14 protein-coding genes and 1 pseudogene are annotated in these 15,357 nt (G+C 67.6%); all 15 read right to left on the reverse strand.

What is annotated here, in order from left to right; translation table 11 throughout:
* Positions 1 to 114 precede the first annotated feature (114 nt).
* The 15 genes and pseudogenes from QH195_RS01605 to QH195_RS01670 all read right to left on the reverse strand — a co-directional run bounded on the left by QH195_RS01605 (position 115) and on the right by QH195_RS01670 (position 15,109).
* On the reverse strand, positions 115 to 2,892 hold the full coding sequence (locus tag QH195_RS01605; RefSeq protein WP_280434061.1) for a helix-turn-helix transcriptional regulator: 2,778 nt from the start codon (positions 2,890 to 2,892) through the stop codon (positions 115 to 117).
* A 157-nt stretch (positions 2,893 to 3,049) separates the two neighbouring features.
* Positions 3,050 to 3,550, reverse strand: a complete 501-nt coding sequence (locus QH195_RS01610; protein WP_280434062.1) for a hypothetical protein — start codon at positions 3,548 to 3,550, stop codon at positions 3,050 to 3,052.
* Between the two features lie 272 nt (positions 3,551 to 3,822).
* Complete coding sequence (locus QH195_RS01615; RefSeq protein ID WP_280434063.1) at positions 3,823 to 4,329, reverse strand: hydrolase; 507 nt, start codon at positions 4,327 to 4,329, stop codon at positions 3,823 to 3,825.
* Positions 4,330 to 4,752: 423 nt separating this feature from the next.
* Positions 4,753 to 5,790, reverse strand: coding sequence for a sugar kinase (locus QH195_RS01620; protein WP_280434064.1), 1,038 nt, complete (start codon positions 5,788 to 5,790; stop codon positions 4,753 to 4,755).
* The gene (locus QH195_RS01625; protein WP_280434065.1) at positions 5,787 to 6,416 is read right to left on the reverse strand and encodes a bifunctional 4-hydroxy-2-oxoglutarate aldolase/2-dehydro-3-deoxy-phosphogluconate aldolase; all 630 of its coding nucleotides are present in this window, start codon (positions 6,414 to 6,416) and stop codon (positions 5,787 to 5,789) included. The genes QH195_RS01620 and QH195_RS01625 overlap by 4 nt, the downstream gene beginning before the upstream one ends.
* The gene (locus QH195_RS01630; protein WP_280434066.1) at positions 6,413 to 7,432 is read right to left on the reverse strand and encodes a C-terminal binding protein; all 1,020 of its coding nucleotides are present in this window, start codon (positions 7,430 to 7,432) and stop codon (positions 6,413 to 6,415) included. The genes QH195_RS01625 and QH195_RS01630 overlap by 4 nt, the downstream gene beginning before the upstream one ends.
* Positions 7,419 to 9,209 (reverse strand): IlvD/Edd family dehydratase, encoded by a 1,791-nt coding sequence (locus QH195_RS01635; RefSeq protein WP_280434067.1) that lies wholly within the window; start codon positions 9,207 to 9,209, stop codon positions 7,419 to 7,421. The genes QH195_RS01630 and QH195_RS01635 overlap by 14 nt, the downstream gene beginning before the upstream one ends.
* A 201-nt stretch (positions 9,210 to 9,410) precedes the next feature.
* Positions 9,411 to 10,778, reverse strand: a complete 1,368-nt coding sequence (locus QH195_RS01640; RefSeq protein WP_280434068.1) for a glucose-6-phosphate dehydrogenase — start codon at positions 10,776 to 10,778, stop codon at positions 9,411 to 9,413.
* Positions 10,775 to 12,601, reverse strand: a complete 1,827-nt coding sequence (locus tag QH195_RS01645) for a glycoside hydrolase family 15 protein (RefSeq protein WP_280434069.1) — start codon at positions 12,599 to 12,601, stop codon at positions 10,775 to 10,777. The genes QH195_RS01640 and QH195_RS01645 overlap by 4 nt, the downstream gene beginning before the upstream one ends.
* Before the next feature lie 58 nt (positions 12,602 to 12,659).
* Positions 12,660 to 12,935 (reverse strand): hypothetical protein, encoded by a 276-nt coding sequence (locus QH195_RS01650; protein WP_280434070.1) that lies wholly within the window; start codon positions 12,933 to 12,935, stop codon positions 12,660 to 12,662.
* 53 nt (positions 12,936 to 12,988) lie between these two features.
* Complete coding sequence (locus QH195_RS01655) at positions 12,989 to 13,795, reverse strand: ABC transporter permease (protein ID WP_280434071.1); 807 nt, start codon at positions 13,793 to 13,795, stop codon at positions 12,989 to 12,991.
* A 46-nt stretch (positions 13,796 to 13,841) separates the two neighbouring features.
* The gene (locus QH195_RS35145; RefSeq protein ID WP_432278821.1) at positions 13,842 to 14,135 is read right to left on the reverse strand and encodes an ATP-binding cassette domain-containing protein; all 294 of its coding nucleotides are present in this window, start codon (positions 14,133 to 14,135) and stop codon (positions 13,842 to 13,844) included.
* 26 nt (positions 14,136 to 14,161) lie between these two features.
* Positions 14,162 to 14,359, reverse strand: a pseudogene (locus QH195_RS35150) (ATP-binding cassette domain-containing protein); the annotation flags it as partial.
* Positions 14,360 to 14,495: 136 nt separating this feature from the next.
* On the reverse strand, positions 14,496 to 14,927 hold the full coding sequence (locus QH195_RS01665; protein ID WP_280421413.1) for a chromate resistance protein ChrB domain-containing protein: 432 nt from the start codon (positions 14,925 to 14,927) through the stop codon (positions 14,496 to 14,498).
* Positions 14,924 to 15,109 carry a hypothetical protein gene (locus QH195_RS01670; RefSeq protein WP_280434073.1) on the reverse strand — a complete coding sequence of 62 codons (186 nt, stop codon included), beginning with the start codon at positions 15,107 to 15,109 and terminating at the stop codon, positions 14,924 to 14,926. Before QH195_RS01670 ends, QH195_RS01665 begins: the two co-directional genes overlap by 4 nt.
* Positions 15,110 to 15,357 lie beyond the last annotated feature (248 nt).

Genomic DNA, 15,357 nt, shown 5'->3' on the forward strand with positions numbered 1-15,357 from the left:
CCGGTACCCCGGGCGCGTTTCGCGCAACCCGGCCCCGCGGCGGTGAACCCGCCACTCAGCGCCGGTGGGCGGGTTGCATTAGTGCATCGGCGGCCATGACTCCACAGTATGCGTTCACCGGGGTGGCCGCCGGGCGCCCCGGTTGTTGCCGGCTTGGGTCAGCAGGATCCGGGTGAGTTCGGCACGGGAGTTGACCCCGGCCTTCTGGTACATCTTGCGCAAGTGGTAATCGATCGTCCGGGTGCTGAGGAACATCTGTGCCGCAATGTCCCGGTTCGTGTAACCGTCGGCGACGGCTTCGGCGATCCGTGCTTCCTGCGGCGTGAGTTGCACGGTACTGGGGGTAGCGCGGGGCCGGATGCGTACGCCCGTGGCGCGCAGTTCTTCCCGGGCGCGATCTGCCCAGAGTGTGGCACCCAACATCTGGAAGGTCTCCAGGGCGGCGTCGAGCGGTGCACGGGCCTCGAACTTGCGCCGGTTACGGCGCAGGTACCGACCGAATAGCAGTTGGGTTCTCGCCGTCTCGAACGGTTGGTCCGTGTGTTCGTATAGTGCCAATGAGCGACGGAATTCGGCTGCCGCGTGCTCCGGTGGAGCGAGTAGTGCGCGGCATCTGGCGGCCAACGCGTTCAGCTCGGGTGTTTCGGCGGCCTGCGCCCATCGGGTGAACAGTGCCAGGGGTTCGGCGGCCAGGTCGACGTGGCCCGACTGGACCGCCGCCTCGACCAGGTCGGGCACGTTCACCACCGTGACGCTGAGGTAGGAGCCGCCGGCCGGTGGCTGGAAGTGCAGCAGAGCCTGTGCGGGCCTGCCGGCCGCAAGTTCGAGCAGGCCGAGTGCGCGCTGGACGAGGACGACGATGCTGACCATGCCGTGCGCGATCGCGTCGGCCTTGACGTGGCCGGCAAGCGTACGGTCCGCCTCGTCGTCGCCGCGCAGCGCTGCCAGCATGACCTGGGCGCCGCGAAACGCGAGGTGTGCGTTCCGCTGTCCGGTTTCCTCCGTCAGCCGGCAGCCTTCCTCCGCGAACGCTTCCGCCGAACGGAAACGACCGCTTTCCAGATCGTCGACGACCACCCGCCACAATGCCCAGGACAGTGGTACCGGTGTCCCGAGGCGGCGTGCGTGTTGCATCGCGATCCTGCTCAGGTGCCGCCCGCGCTTTCGGTCGCCGAGTTCCCAGATCATCCCGGCGGCCCAGGCTGCCGGACCCGGATCTGTCAGGTGCTCTGCCGCGTCCAGATCGCCGGGCGCCAATCCGGCTTCCTTTCCCCTGAGGGTTCGGCAGGTGCCACGCAGGAGACGGCCGAGAATCTCCCATACGCCGGTGCCGGTGAGATCTTGCTGCTCGACCACGTTCGACAACTCCGCCCACGCATCCGCGGCGTTGGCGGCGAAGCCTGCCTCCCAGAACCGCATCAGCAGCGGGATCGACTGTTGCGAGCCCGCTTCCAGCGCGCGGGGAAGGACCGGGCGCAGCATGGCCAGAGCGTCGGCGGGCCGGCCTATGTGCAGTTCCAGCGACGCCCGAAGCAGAGTTGCCCGAACACGAAGGGGCTCGAGTGAACTGTCCGGCTCGAGGCCCTCCAACATCGTCTTGGCCCGGTCGAAATCTCCGCCGTGCCACCAGGCTTCCGCGGATTCGAGCCTGCGCCGGACCAGACCCCACCCGGGCTCACCCACTTCCATCGCTCGGGCGAGCAGAGCAGCGGCAGTGGCGGAACTCGATCGGGCTGCGCGGCGCGCCGCGTGCTCCAACTCTCGGGCAACATCCTCGTCACGTCCCTCCACCGCTTGTCCCAGATGCCACGCACGAAGTTCGTCTTCGTCGTCTACCACGGCGGCCAAGGCTCGATGGGCATTCCGCCGATCCGCCACTGTGGCACCGTGATAGACGGCAGAGCGGATCAGTGGGTGCCGGAACACCACCGTCGGGCCTTCCACAGTGACCAGGTCGCCGAGGTCGCAGAGACCATCGACAGCGGATTCGAGAGCGGCGTCGAGCACAGACGCGGCCCGGCGCAACACGTCCCACCTCAGATTACCGTCCGCGGCGATCAACAGCATCAAGCGCTGTAGGGGTTCGCTGTGACAGCGAACCCGGCGCAGGAACGCCTGCTGCAACTCCTCGACGAGTGGCAATGGCCTCGGTGGCACGCATGCACCGACGACCGTGGCCGGGAGTTCGCGGATCGCCAGCGGATTGCCCGCAGTGGCATTCAGTACTACCTCGCGCTGCGACGGAGTCAACCGCGTACCGACCTGTTCGACGAGCAGTTGGCGCGCCGACAAACAGTCCAGGCCGGCCAACGGCAGGTCCACGGCTCCCGCACGTTCGAGGCGGCGCCCCTCGTGGGCGCGTGCTGCCAGCACCAGCGCGATCGGCTCGGTGTCCAGTCGCCGTGCCACGAACTCGAGGACATTGATCGACGCGTCGGCGGCCCAGTGTGCGTCGTCCACGATGCAGAGCAGCGGGTTGCCCTCCGCCAGCTCCGACAGCAACGACAGCGTCGCCAAGCCGACCAGGAATCGATCCGGGATAGGTCCATCCGCCAGGCCGAACACCGCCCGGAGTGCGGCCGCCTGCGGTTCGGGTAGCCGATGGAGCAGCTCGAGCGCAGGTTTCAGCAGGTGGTGCAGTGTCGCGTAGCCGAGGTCGGATTCCCATTCGACGCACGTCACACGTAAGACGCGCATACCGGCGGCGGCGCGGGCAACATCATCCAGAAGTGCGCTCTTACCGATCCCCGGCTCCCCGTGTACCACAGCGAATCCGCCGTTTCCTGCCTGTGCCCGTGCCATCAGGGCCGCCAGTGCACCGCGTTCCTGCTGCCTGCCATAGAGGGTCGCCGCGGTGTCCGGCCCCGGCGATGAGGGGCGCGAGATCGTCATCGGGGTGTGGTCTCATCATTCTTCGACAGTCGCTGTTCGGGCACAATACCCGGGCGACTGCTGCCGGGTGGCCGGCGATGGCCTCGGCTACGAGCGCGGCTTCCTCCGGGCCAGGTGAGCCGAGGTCGGGCCGGCGACCGCCCGATTCGTTGGTGACCTAGTACATCATTCGATAGAAGCCCGGAAGAGCACGCATACGCGCGCGCTTCAAAGTACCGCGGACGACACGGTGAAAACTCGGTCTCAGTAGCTGATTCAGGAGAAAGGGTGCCGGACCGGAGGGCAACCGCACGTAGTTCACCAGTGCGAACTTCGACTCGTTCCCGACCGGACGCAGTGCGGTCGAATTGTTCACGCCGATCGTCGACGTATACCAATTCGTCAGAGAAAGCCAGCTCTCGACGGGATCGCCGTCGCCGGCCAGGGTGAAGTGGTTGAACAAGTAGGTCGCGTTCTCGTCTGTTTCGGTTTCGCCGATGCGCGCGGCGTTCGCCCCGGCGAGCACCTCGATTCCTCCCAGCGCTCTCACAGCGTCGCTGATGCGAATTTCCTCGAGGTCTTCGATACGGGAGGTACGGATCAACATCGCCAGGTCATGTCGGGGTGCGCCCGGCAACGGCGGAACGAACTGTGTACGGAAAACGCGCACCGAGAACACCTCGGGGCGCCCGTCGAGGTCCACGGCCGCATCGATCAACCTGGATGCCGCTCTCCGGCGTGAATCCGACCTCGGGTATACGGCCGCTCTCCGAGGCACGTCCACCTCGAATCCCAGATATAGGAAGCCGTACGGCTCCGGGTCCACCAGAGGGAGCGGGACGCGGGTGCTCATAGATCCTCCTTCCCGATCGACTGTCACCAGCACGTCGCCGGGCACACCGGCGCCTTCCGAAGTGGTCGGCTTTCCGTATTCGCCGGGTCCGTTCACTGTCAGGTGAGATGGTCGAACTCTCCGGTGACCCAGCGGATATGACGGTCGGCCGCGCGCATCACTATCTGATTGGCATCGGCATCGATGGTATCTCCGCCCAGGGTGTAGAGGCGATCGTAGAAGTAGGGGTCGAGTCGGGAGACAATGCGGTCGACAACTGCGGCGGACAGCGGCACGTGTCGCGGGTAGTTTCGCTGAAAAGAGACCCAATCGGGTACGAGCGCTCCGGCTATCGTATCGCCGGAAAGCAACGTGCCGTCAGCGGTCAATGCCACCGAACTACCTCTCATATGTCCGCCGACCTCGATCAGGGTGATCCCGTCCATCGGGGTTTCGGTATCCGACCAGTACCGGATGACAGGATCGTTGCGGGCGATCCAGGATTTGTCCTTGTCTTTTACCAGGACGGGGATATGCCCGAATTCGTGGCTCCAGCTGACCTGCGCCGCGAACATATGCGGGTGGCTGACGGCGATCGCGGCAATTCCGCCGAGGGATCGAACCATCCCGACGACAACAGGGTCTATGTAGGCGGGCGGGTCCCACAGTAGGTTGCCGCCGGGGGTTCGAAGGACGAAGGACCAGTGGCCGATCGCCAGGCGGGGCTCTCTGCGGAAGCTGTGAACTCCCCTTCCGTGGTCACGGTGGTGGGTTGTGTGCGGTTGCCGGGCGAGTCCTTCGTGGGTGGTCCAGTGACCATGGGGGCCGAGGTCGCCTCGTTCCTCGACCGATACCGCATCAGTGGCCAGAACGCATCCCGCAGCGGGCGGAGCAGCCGAGTCGGAATGCTCGAGCCCACACCCGTCACATACCCAGATGGTCATGAACCAATGCTGCGACCTGAACCAGAGTTGATGTCAAGGGTGTTGTGCACGCCGTGTCGCTCGTCGGCAGCGGGTCGCGACGAGTGGTGGTGTCGACCACCGCGGTCAACGTCTGACGTGGGCCGATCCGTCCGCGATGAGTGCCTCGACCTCGGCGAGCGAGGCCATGGATGCATCTCCCGGTGTTGTCATGACCAGGGCTCCGTGAGCCGTGCCGTAAGCAAGAGAGCGTTCGACCGAGGCGCCGGTGAGCAGACCGTGGATCAGTCCGGCGGCGAAGCCGTCGCCGGAACCGACCCGGTCGAGAACATGCAGGCCGCGCATCCGGGGGCCGGTGACGAAGCCGGTCCCGGTGGACCAGGCGGCCGAGGACCAGTCGTTGACATCGGCCGAGGAGACCTCGCGCAGCGTGGTTGCCACGATCGACGCGTCGGGGGCCCGGTTCGCGGCCTCCACCAGCGCGTCCGGTATCTCATCGGCACTGATGCGCAGATCACCCGGCCGCGTGCCGGCGAGTGCCAGGGCGCCCACGATGACATCGGCGTGGCGGGCCAGTCGCAGGTCGACTTCGCGGGCCCGGTCCGGGCCGCCTTTGTCCGCCCAGATGCTGGGGCGGTAGTTCGGATCGTAGGAGACCGTGAGGCCGTGGCGGCGGGCCGCCGTCATGGCCTCCTCGGCGACCTCGACGGTGGTTTCGGACAGGCCGGCGAAGATGCCACCGGTGTGGAACCAGCGCGGGCCCGCTCCGAAGACGGCGTCCCAGTCGAAATCTCCCGTGCGCAGCTGACCGACCGCGGTGTGTGCGCGATCGCTGACGCCGAGCGCGCCACGGATGCCGTAGCCGCGTTCGACGAAGTTCAGACCGTTGCGGGCGGCGCGGCCGACGCCCTCGCCCGGCACCCAGCGGATCAGCGAGGTGTCGACTCCTCCTTGGAGTATCAGGTCTTCGACCAGCCGGCCGACGGCGTTGTCGGCGAGGGCGGTCACGATGGCGGTTCGCAGGCCGAAGCAGCGGCGCAGGCCTCGTACGACGTTGTACTCGCCGCCACCCTCCCAGACCTGGAACGTGCGGGCGGTGTGGATGCGGCCCTCGCCCGGGTCGAAGCGCAGCATCACCTCCCCCAGGGCGACGACGTCGGTCACGGCGTGCTCCGATCGACGGCCTCGGCGGTCAGCCGGCGGATTTCCGCGTAGTCGCCCCGCTCCAGGTGTGTTGCGGTCGCCATCCAACTGCCGCCGACCGCAAGGACCGCGGGGGCGGCGAGGTAGGAAGCCAGGTGGGAGTATTCGATCCCGCCGGTCGGAATGAAGCGGGCCTGTGGGAAGGGCGCCGCGAGTGCCCGCAGCGTTCGCAATCCGCCGAGTGGTTCGGCGGGAAAGAGCTTGACGGTGTGGCAGCCCACCCGCAGGGCGCGCATCAGCTCGGTGGCGGTGGCTATGCCCGGCACCACGGGCACACTCAGCTCCTGGCACCGTGCCACGACCTCCTCGTCGAAGCCGGGCGACACGACGAATCGGGCTCCGGCGGCCACGGCCCGTTCCGCCTGACTCCGGGTGAGCACTGTGCCTGCGCCGACTGACAGGCCGCCGTGCGCCGCCATCATCTCGAGGACCTGTTCCGCGCCCACGGTGCGGAAGGTGACTTCGGCGCATCGGGCGCCGCCCGCCGCGAGCGCCTCGGCCAAGCGGTCGGTCATGGCCGGGTCCGGCACGGTCAGTACCGGCAGGATCCGAGAACCCTGCAATACGGAATCGATGTCGGTCGTCATCGCCGACCGGAACCGGCACCGGGCGGTAGCTCGTTGACCGGGAATCGTGCCGGTTGCCCGGTCAGAACCCGGACGGCCTCTTCGGCCGCGATGGTCCGTACCGTTCTCACAGATTCCTCGGAGTAGTACGCGGCGTGCGGGGTGACGATGACGTTGGGCAGTTCGAGGAGCGGATTGTCCGGGCGCCACACACGCTGTTTCGCAGGTTCCTCCTCGAGGTCGTCCAGTGCCGCGCCGGCGATCCACCCTTCGGTGAGGGCCTGCTGGAGCGCCGCATCTTCGACGATAGGTCCGCGTGCGGTGTTGACGAGGATGGCGGACGGCTTCATACGGCGCAGCGTCGCGCGGTCGAAGGTGTGGTGTGTCTGGGGGGTGAGCGGTGTTTGGACTACCACGTAGTCGGCACCCTCCACCAGGTCGTCGAAGGACATCGGCCGCACCTGGGATTCTCGGATCTCGGACTGGTCGAGGAATGGGTCATATGCCCAGACCTCGACACCGAACGCTTGTGCGCGTTCGGCGATGAGCCGTGCGATCGAGCCGAAAGACAGCAGGCCCAGCACCTGACCCCGCAATCTGTGAATGGGTTCCCCGGTCTTCCAGTGCCATTCGCCCGCTCGGGTCGCCCGGTCGTACCGGCAGATCTTGCGGGCGGCCGCGAGCCACAGCGCGACGGCATGATCGGCCACCTCGTCGGCACACCAATCGTTCGGTGCGTTCGTGACCTGGATTCCGTGTCGGGTCGCGGCGTCGACATCGACGATATCCACGCCGGTGCCGTAGCGGGCGATCACCCGGCAGCGGGTCAACGCGTCGATCGCGCGCGACCCCACCTGCGCGTACTGGGTGAGGATGCCGCCGGCCTCTCGTCCCGCCTCGATCACCTCGTCCTCGCTCTTGCACTGCGCGGCAAGGAGCCGGAGTCCGGCGCCCTCGACGATTGCGCGTTCGATGTCCACATCACCGAAGTCGTAGTCGGCGATCAGGATCGTTCCGCGGGCGTCAGTGTGAGTCACGGGGAATCCCCTTGGTGTGGGCGAGGTCCTGATACGACACGGCGAATTCCAGGCAGCCTCCGCTGTCCAATTGGCCAACCGTGGAACGGTAGATCTCTTGCCACGGTGTCTGGTGCTCCAGTGCCGGTGGTGTGTAGTCGGCCCACCGCGCGGCGATCTCCTCGTCCGCCAGCAGGAGGTCGACACGTGCGTTGTCCAGGTCGATGCGGACTCGATCGCCGGTGCGCAGAATGGCGAGGTTTCCGCCGACCGCGGCCTCGGGGCTGGCGTTGAGGATGGACGGTGCGTCCGATGTGCCGCTCTGCCGGCCGTCTCCGAGTGTGGGCAGCGCGGCGATACCTCGTTGGATCAGCGTGGCGGGAAGTTCCATGTTCACGACCTCGCCGGAGCCCGGATATCCGACGGGCCCGGTGTAGCGCATGACAAGGAGGCAGTCCTGGTCGATGCCCAATTCCGGATCTTCGATGCGCGCGTGGTAGTCCTCGGGCCCGTCGAAGACGACGGCACGCAAGTCGAACACCGACCGACCGTCGGGGCGCGACGCGCCGCGGGCCCGGAAATCGTCGGTGACGACCGATGTTTTCATGATCGCGGAGTCGAACAGGTTCCCGGTCATGACGAGTAGTCCGCCGTGTGCGGTGACGGGGTCGTGCACGGGACGAATGACCGCCGGGTCGGCGGGCAGGACTTCCTCGAGGTTCTCTGCCACGCTTCGGCCCGATACGGTTACGGCGTCGCCGTGCAGGTGTCCCGCTTCCAGCAGCGACCGCATGACCGCGGGGACACCGCCCGCGCGGTAGAAGTCCTCGCCGAGGAACTCCCCTGCGGGAGCGAGGTTCACCAACACCGGAATGTTGCGTCCGACGCGTTGCCAGTCCTGGTTGGTCAGGTCCACCCCGACATGACGTGCGATGGCGTTGATGTGGATGGGCGCGTTGGTCGACGCCGCGATGGCCGAGGCGACAACGATCGAGTTCTCGAAAGCCCGCCGGGTCATGACCTTTCGGGGAGTCAGGTCCTCGCGGACCATGGTCACCGCCCGGAAGCCGGTGGCGTAGGCCATTTGCGCCCGCTCGTTGTAGGGGGCCGGTATCGCCGCGCAGCCGGGCAAGGACATCCCGAGTGCCTCGGCCAGGCTGTTCATCGACAGCGCGGTGCCCATCGTATTGCAATGCCCGATGCTGGGCGCGGAAGCGCTCACCCGCGCCATGTATTCGTCGTAGTCGATCTGACCGGCGGCCAGCAGCCGCTTCGACTGCCAGATCACCAGACCCGACCCGGTCCGCATACCCTTGTGATAGCCGTTGAGCATAGGTCCTCCGGAAAGGACGATTGCCGGGATATTGACTGTCGCCGCCGCGGTCAGGCAGGCAGGCGTGGTCTTATCGCAGCCCGTCGTCAAAACCACTCCGTCGAGTGGATATCCGTAGAGCACCTCGACCAGTCCGAGATAGGCGAGGTTGCGGTCCAGTGCCGCGGTGGGGCGCTTTCCCGTCTCCTGCAACGGATGGACGGGGAACTCGAACGGAATGCCGCCACCATCGCGCACCCCGTCCTTGATCCGGTCGGCGAGGGCGAGATGGTGCCGATTACAAGGAACCAGATCGTTACCTGTCTGAGCGATTCCGATGATCGGCCGGCCCGACTGAAGTTCTGCCCGCGTGAGGCCGTAGTTCAGGAACCGCTCGAGATATAGAGCCGTCATCTCCCGGTTTCCCGCGTTGTCCCACCATGCCTGACTGCGTAGCTCCCCCGCGGAGTGCTTCGTCGGTGACATAACGTATGAGGATGTCTTACGCGGGGCACTTCTTGTAGCAGGTCAGAGCGGCGAGTTGGAGAAATTCTGCGAAAGACGGGCGGCCGTGTGCGCCGATTCCGACTTGGTTCTCACGATCGTCGACCGTCGGGAACCGATGACGATCGGATCCGAACCTGAGACTGCGCTGGTTCGGATGATTCGCGGCCCCGGAGGTGTCCATCAGGGCCGGGCGCCCGCTGGGCCCAGTGAACCGGCGGGGTAGTCGTCGAGCGGTATCAGATCCCGTGACCAGGCCGAAATAATCGGGGTGACCACTCGCCATGCCTCTTCCGCCTCGTCCCCGCGGATGGACAGGGCCGGATTTCCGAGCAGGACGTCGAGCAGGAGTCGTCCGTAGGCGGGTAGGTCGGGCGGTTGGATCGGTGCGGTCATGGTGACCGGGACCAGAGTGTCGATGGCAGCGCCGATCGTCGTGAGGGCGAGGGTGAGGTTTTCGGGGTCGAGTCCGAACCGCAGGACGTTCGGTGCTGTCGTCCCGTGGTGGCCGAAGGGCATATGGGGGACCGGCCGGAAGTGGACGGCGACCTCTTTGCGGTCGGCGCCGAGGGCTTTGCCGGTGCGCAGGACGAAGTTCGTTCCGGCCCAGCGCCAATTGTCGATCCGCAAGTGGACTTCGGTGAAGGTTTCGGTGCGCCGTTGCGGATCCACCCCGGGCTCGTCGGTGTAGGAGGGCACGTGGCGGTCGCCGATCACGCCGGCGCTGTATCGGGCTCGGCGGGTGCGGTGCGGTATGTCGTCGTCGGTCAGGGTACGGATCGACCTCAGTACGTCGACCTTGCGATCGCGCAGATCGCGTTCGGACAGGGTGATCGGTGGTTCCATGGCCACCAGACAGAGCAGTTGCAGAAGATGGTTCTGCACCATGTCCTCGAGCGCACCGACACCGTCGTAATACCCCGCGCGGTCCTCGAGGGTGAGGGTCTCGTCCCAGATGATCTCGACTTCGGCGATATGCGCGCTGTTCCAGAGTGATTCGAGTACCCGGTTGGCCAACCGGCTCCCGAGCAGGTTCTGCACAGTCGTCATGGCGAGGAAATGGTCCACCCGGAAGACGGCCTGTTCGGGAACGAGATCCGCCAGCAGCCGGTTGAGGGTTTCCGCGCTGCTGAGATCCTCCCCGAACGGTTTCTCGAGCACGAGCCGGCTACCGGCCGGGAGCTGGGCGGCGTGCAGTGTCCGGATCGCGGTGGGGAACAACGCCGGTGGCAGTGCCAGGTAGACGGCCACCGGTCCCGCGCCGGCGATCGTCTCCGTTACCTGCTCCGGGTCCTGTATATCGGCCTGGCTGTATCGCGCAGCCGTGAGTATCGCCTGCCGGGTGTCGCCCGAGATGTCCGGGGCGTGCTGGTCCAGCTGGGTCGCGGCCCATGCGCGGAACTGTTCGTCGTCCCGGCCCTTCCGGTCGGCGCAGACGACCTCGAAATCGGGGGTCAGACGGCCGGTTTCGTGGAGGGCGGCCAGACCCGGCAGGAGGTAACGTCCGGCCAGGTCACCGGTACCGCCGAAGATGACAAGTCGTCGGATCATCGTGTGGCCGCCTTTGCACGTGCGAGGTTCACGCCACTGGCGATGACGCCGATATGGCTGAACGCCTGCGGGAAGTTGCCTATGAACGCGCCGGTGGAAGGGTCGATCTGTTCGGAGAACAGGCCCAGGGGGCTGGCGCGGGCGCACAGGGAGTCGTAGAGCTGCTCGGCCTCCTCGATACGGCCCTGCAGAGTCAGATTATCGATCAGCCAGAAACTGCACAGGACGAAGGCGCCCTCATCGCCGGGCAGGCCGTCGGGTGATTCGTCGTGCAGGTACCGGTAGAGCAGTCCCCCGCCGGCGTCCAGGCGCTCGGCGATCGCCGCAGTTGTCGCCACCATGCGCGGATGGCCGGCGGGGACGACATGACGCAGCGGCAGTGCGAGCAGGCTGGCATCCAGCGCGGCACCTCCGTCGAGATGAGCACTCAACGTCCGGGTTCGGTCGTTCCAGGCGCGTTCCAGGATGGACTCGCGGATGTGCGTGGCGGTGGCGCGCCACGTGCCGACAGGCCCCGGTAGCCGGAAACGCTCGCCGATCGACGCGGCCCGGTCCAGTGCGACGTGGCACAGCGCCGCACTGTATGTGAACGCGCGCCCCGCGCTGCGGACCTCCCAGATCCCTTGATCGGGCTGTTCCCAGGCGCGCCCGGCCATATCCGCCAAACCGGCCAGACCGGCCCAGAGAACCGGCTGCAGCTCGCCACCGGCCCGCAGCCATTGGTCGGCGCAATCGAGAATTTCGCCGTAGAGGTCGTGCTGGCGTTGATCGGCGGCGCCGTTGCCCCACCGAACCGGTGCCGAACGCCGGTAGCCTTCGAGACCGGCGTCCGACACCTCGTCCGGTACCGGGTCGCCGTCGAGGTCGTACATGATGCGCGGCCGGTCTCCGCGTTCGACAGCGTCGAGAACCCAGCCGAGGAACGCATCCGCCTCGCCGTGGAAGCCGAGGCGGCGGAAGGCGAAGACGGCAAAGGCGGCGTCCCGGATCCAGACATACCGATAGTCCCAGTTGCGAACCCCGCCGATCGGCGCCGGAATCGACGACGTCGGTGCGGCGATCACCGCTCCGCCGGCCCAGTGATCGCACATTTTCAGCGTGATCGCGGCACGCCGGACGAGTTGCTGCTGCGGGCCCGCGTAACTGCAGCCGTCCAGCCACGACCGCCAGGCATTCGCGGTGTCGCGGAGCATCGAGCCGGCGTCGAATCGATGATGCCGGTGAAACCGTCCCCAGGACAATCCCAGGTCCAACTGCTCACCCTGGGCCAGGTCGAACGTGGTGTGCAGGCCGGATACCGGCCGGTTGCTCCGCAGATGCAACCGCGGGCCGGGTTGGGGATCCGGACGGATCTCCAGCCCGCTCAGCACGGGCCGTACTTCGGCCCCGCCCCTCGGCAACACTTCGACGGCCAAACGGACCCGGCCTTCGACGACCAGGGCGCTGCGAACGAGTTCAGCTCTGTCGGCGGCAGCGTCCTCGCCGAGGTCGGCGCCTGAACGCAGGACCATCGCATCGGTCAACCGGACGACGCCGGTGGCGCAGCGCAGCTCGGTTTCCAGCACTCCGGTGTCCGGTAGATAGCGTTGGCGGCCCGCACGCAGTTCCGCCGGTGCGATGGTGAACGTCCCGCCCCGCGCATGATCGAGCAGTCCGCAGAACAGTGGTTCGGCGTCGAACCGTGGAATGCACAGCCAGGGAATCGATCCGTCGACACCGACGAGGGCAGCCGTCGCGCCGTCTCCGATCAGCCCGTAATCCTCCAGAGGCAGGTAACCGTCGACCCGGCGTATCGGCCGAAACGGTGGATCGGGATCGTGCATCACACCTCCTCCACGGCCCGCGGCAAAGCAGCGGATCAACCGAACCGGATCAGCGCTGTCACGACATCGTCGAGTACCTCGTCCGGCGCCTCGAATGCCCATTCATGTCGTCGAACGCGAATTCGCGGGGCGTCACCGGCGTCGGATCCGCCGGGCCGGCCCGGAGGAGGCGAAGCAGCCGCTCGCCCACCCGGTACAGATCCAACAAACCTCTGTCGGCCTGCCACCGCAACGGTTGGCTGTTGCGCAGCACCGACGGCCGCGCGGCGAGGCGGACAGCGCGATCGATCGTCGCTCCGCCGGTACCAGCCGTCATGCGCGCGAGCATACCCATCCGGCATCGTCCGAAACAGGACCTACACGCCTGTCGCGGCAAGTCGACCATCGTCACCGGCGAGCAGCCCCACGAATCACCCACCACCTCGCTTCTCCAGCGGTTTCCGATGTGCGAAGCCGGTGGGCGGTGGTGTCGAACAGAGTGTGGTGGGCGAGGTAGGCGCTGGTGGTCGCCGCGACTGTCGCGGCCGCCAAGAGCATGTACATGACGACGATCTGATACCGGATCGCGGTCAACGGGTCGACACCGGCGATGATCAGCCCTGTCATCGCCCCGGGAAGGCTGACCAGCCCGACGACTTTTGTCGAATCCACGGCCGGGAGCAGGGCAGTTCGGACCGCAGAGCGGCGGTGCGGGGCGAACGCGGCAGTGGCCGGCATTCCCAGGGCCAGACGGGTTTCGATCGCGGGCCGATGATGGCCCACATCCTCGGCCACCCGCACCAAGGTCAAACCACTGGCCTGCATGGCGGTGGCGATGACCATGCCCGAGATCGGGATGACCACCTCGGCTCGCACCTCCAATACCCCGAACACGATGAGCACGACCAGCACCGGAAGTGACCCGGCGGCGACCGCAGCGGTAGCCAGGATCCGGGCCCGGGGTACGGCACGGCCGCGGCCCCCGGCGACCTGTCCGGCGATCAGCAGCATCACCGCGATCCAGCCGGTCGTCCCCGCGGTGGCGGCGTGCGCGAACAACAGCAGCAACACCGCACCCACCGCCGCCAATTGCACAGCGGCGCGGACCGCCGCGGTCACCAGATCGCGGGTCAGGCCCAGCCGCTGATAGGCCGCGGTGGCCACCAGTGGAACCGCGGCCGCCACCTGCCACCAGGTCATCGCCGTAGCGTTCACGACCCCATCTCCCTACAGCGATCGCGGCGGCCGTGGTCGAGGGTGATCACCTGGCCCGCGAGACGGCGGATCTGGGCGGGATCGTGGCTGACCAGCACCACCTCCCGCCGCCGGTGACGAATTCGGCCAAGAGGTTGTCGACCGCCCGAGTGGCAGTGTCGTCGAGGGCGGCGGTGGGTTCATCGGCCGGCAGCACCTGCGGACCCATCGCCAGTGCCCGAGCCAGGCAGACCCGGGCCGCTTCCCCACCGGACAGCCCGCTGGTGGCGCGGCCGAGAAAGCCGACAGGCAGGCCCCCGCCAGCAGAACCTCGGCGCGGGCTTCGGTGAGTTCCGGGCAGGCCGTGCGCAGTTCGCCGAGCACGGAGTCGGTCAGCAGGATCGGCTGCTGGGCCACCAGCTGGACTCGCCGCCTCAGCGCGAGCACGTCGTGGGCGGTCAGGTCCGTGCCGTCGAGAGTGATGTGGCCGGCATCGGGGTCGTCGAGCCGGATCAGCAACCGCAACAGAGCGGACTTGCCCGCCCCGCTGGCGCCGGTGAGCACCGTGCAGACTCCACCCGGCATATCCGCATCGACCTCGTCGAGGACCGTGTTTCCACCACGGCGCACACCGACACCGCGGACCTCGTATCCCGGCGGGAGCCGAGGGCGCGGCGGACCTGCCACCGGCTCGACGCGGGCGCTTCCGGCGTCCGGGTGGTCAGGCCGGTTCGCGGCCGAGAAGGGTTTCACGGCGGTAGTACTCGTAGAGGCCGTCGAAGATCGGGGTCGCGACGGACAGAGTGTGAGTGTCGTCGCCGATCATCGACAGCCCGCGCAGGACGGCGTCCAGGCCGGGGGCTTCCGGGGCGTCGAAGCGTTCGTCGTCGATATCGGCTTCGTGCACGATTTCGGCGATCCGCCACAACACCGGATCGGTGAGATCGTGGCGACGCAGGATCGTTTCGAAGCTGCAGTCCCCACCGTGGTGGCCGAGGTCGACCCCGCGCATATCGAACGGTGTCGCCTCCGCCGGCACCTCGGCCGGGTCGCCGACGAAAACGAACTCCGCCTTCTGGTCGATTTCGCGGCGGATCAGCCAGGCGCAGGCGGCGCGGTCGATGTGGATACCGGCGCGGGTGGCCCATTTCATGCGGACTCCTCGGTGACGTGGTCGGGGTGCAGGGACTGCACCGCACGCTGGGCTGCGGCACGCGACGGTGGGGGGAAGAAGTCTCGGCGCTGGATGCGGCGCAGTTCCCCACGCAGCCGCCGTAACGCGCGGCGGCGTTCGTCTTCGGGCAGTGTGAGGGCCTGTTCGGCCTCGGCGATCACCGCGGTGTATTCGGCGGTACGGGCTTGGGGGCACCGGCCGGCGGGGGGGGGGGGCCGGCCCGCCCCGCGCCGGCGGGGCCCCCCCCCCCAACCCCCCCCCCCCCCCCCCCCCCCGGGGGGGCCCCCTGCGCGGGGCGGGGGGGGGGACACGGCCGGCGGACGCGCGGACCCGCCAACAGCTGTATTGGACCGCCGTGGAGATCGTCGACGGGGGCGGGGAGGCGATGGTGTGGCTGGCCCGTCCGGCC

The organism is Nocardia carnea, assembly GCF_029868855.1.
Lineage (GTDB): Bacteria > Actinomycetota > Actinomycetes > Mycobacteriales > Mycobacteriaceae > Nocardia > Nocardia carnea_A.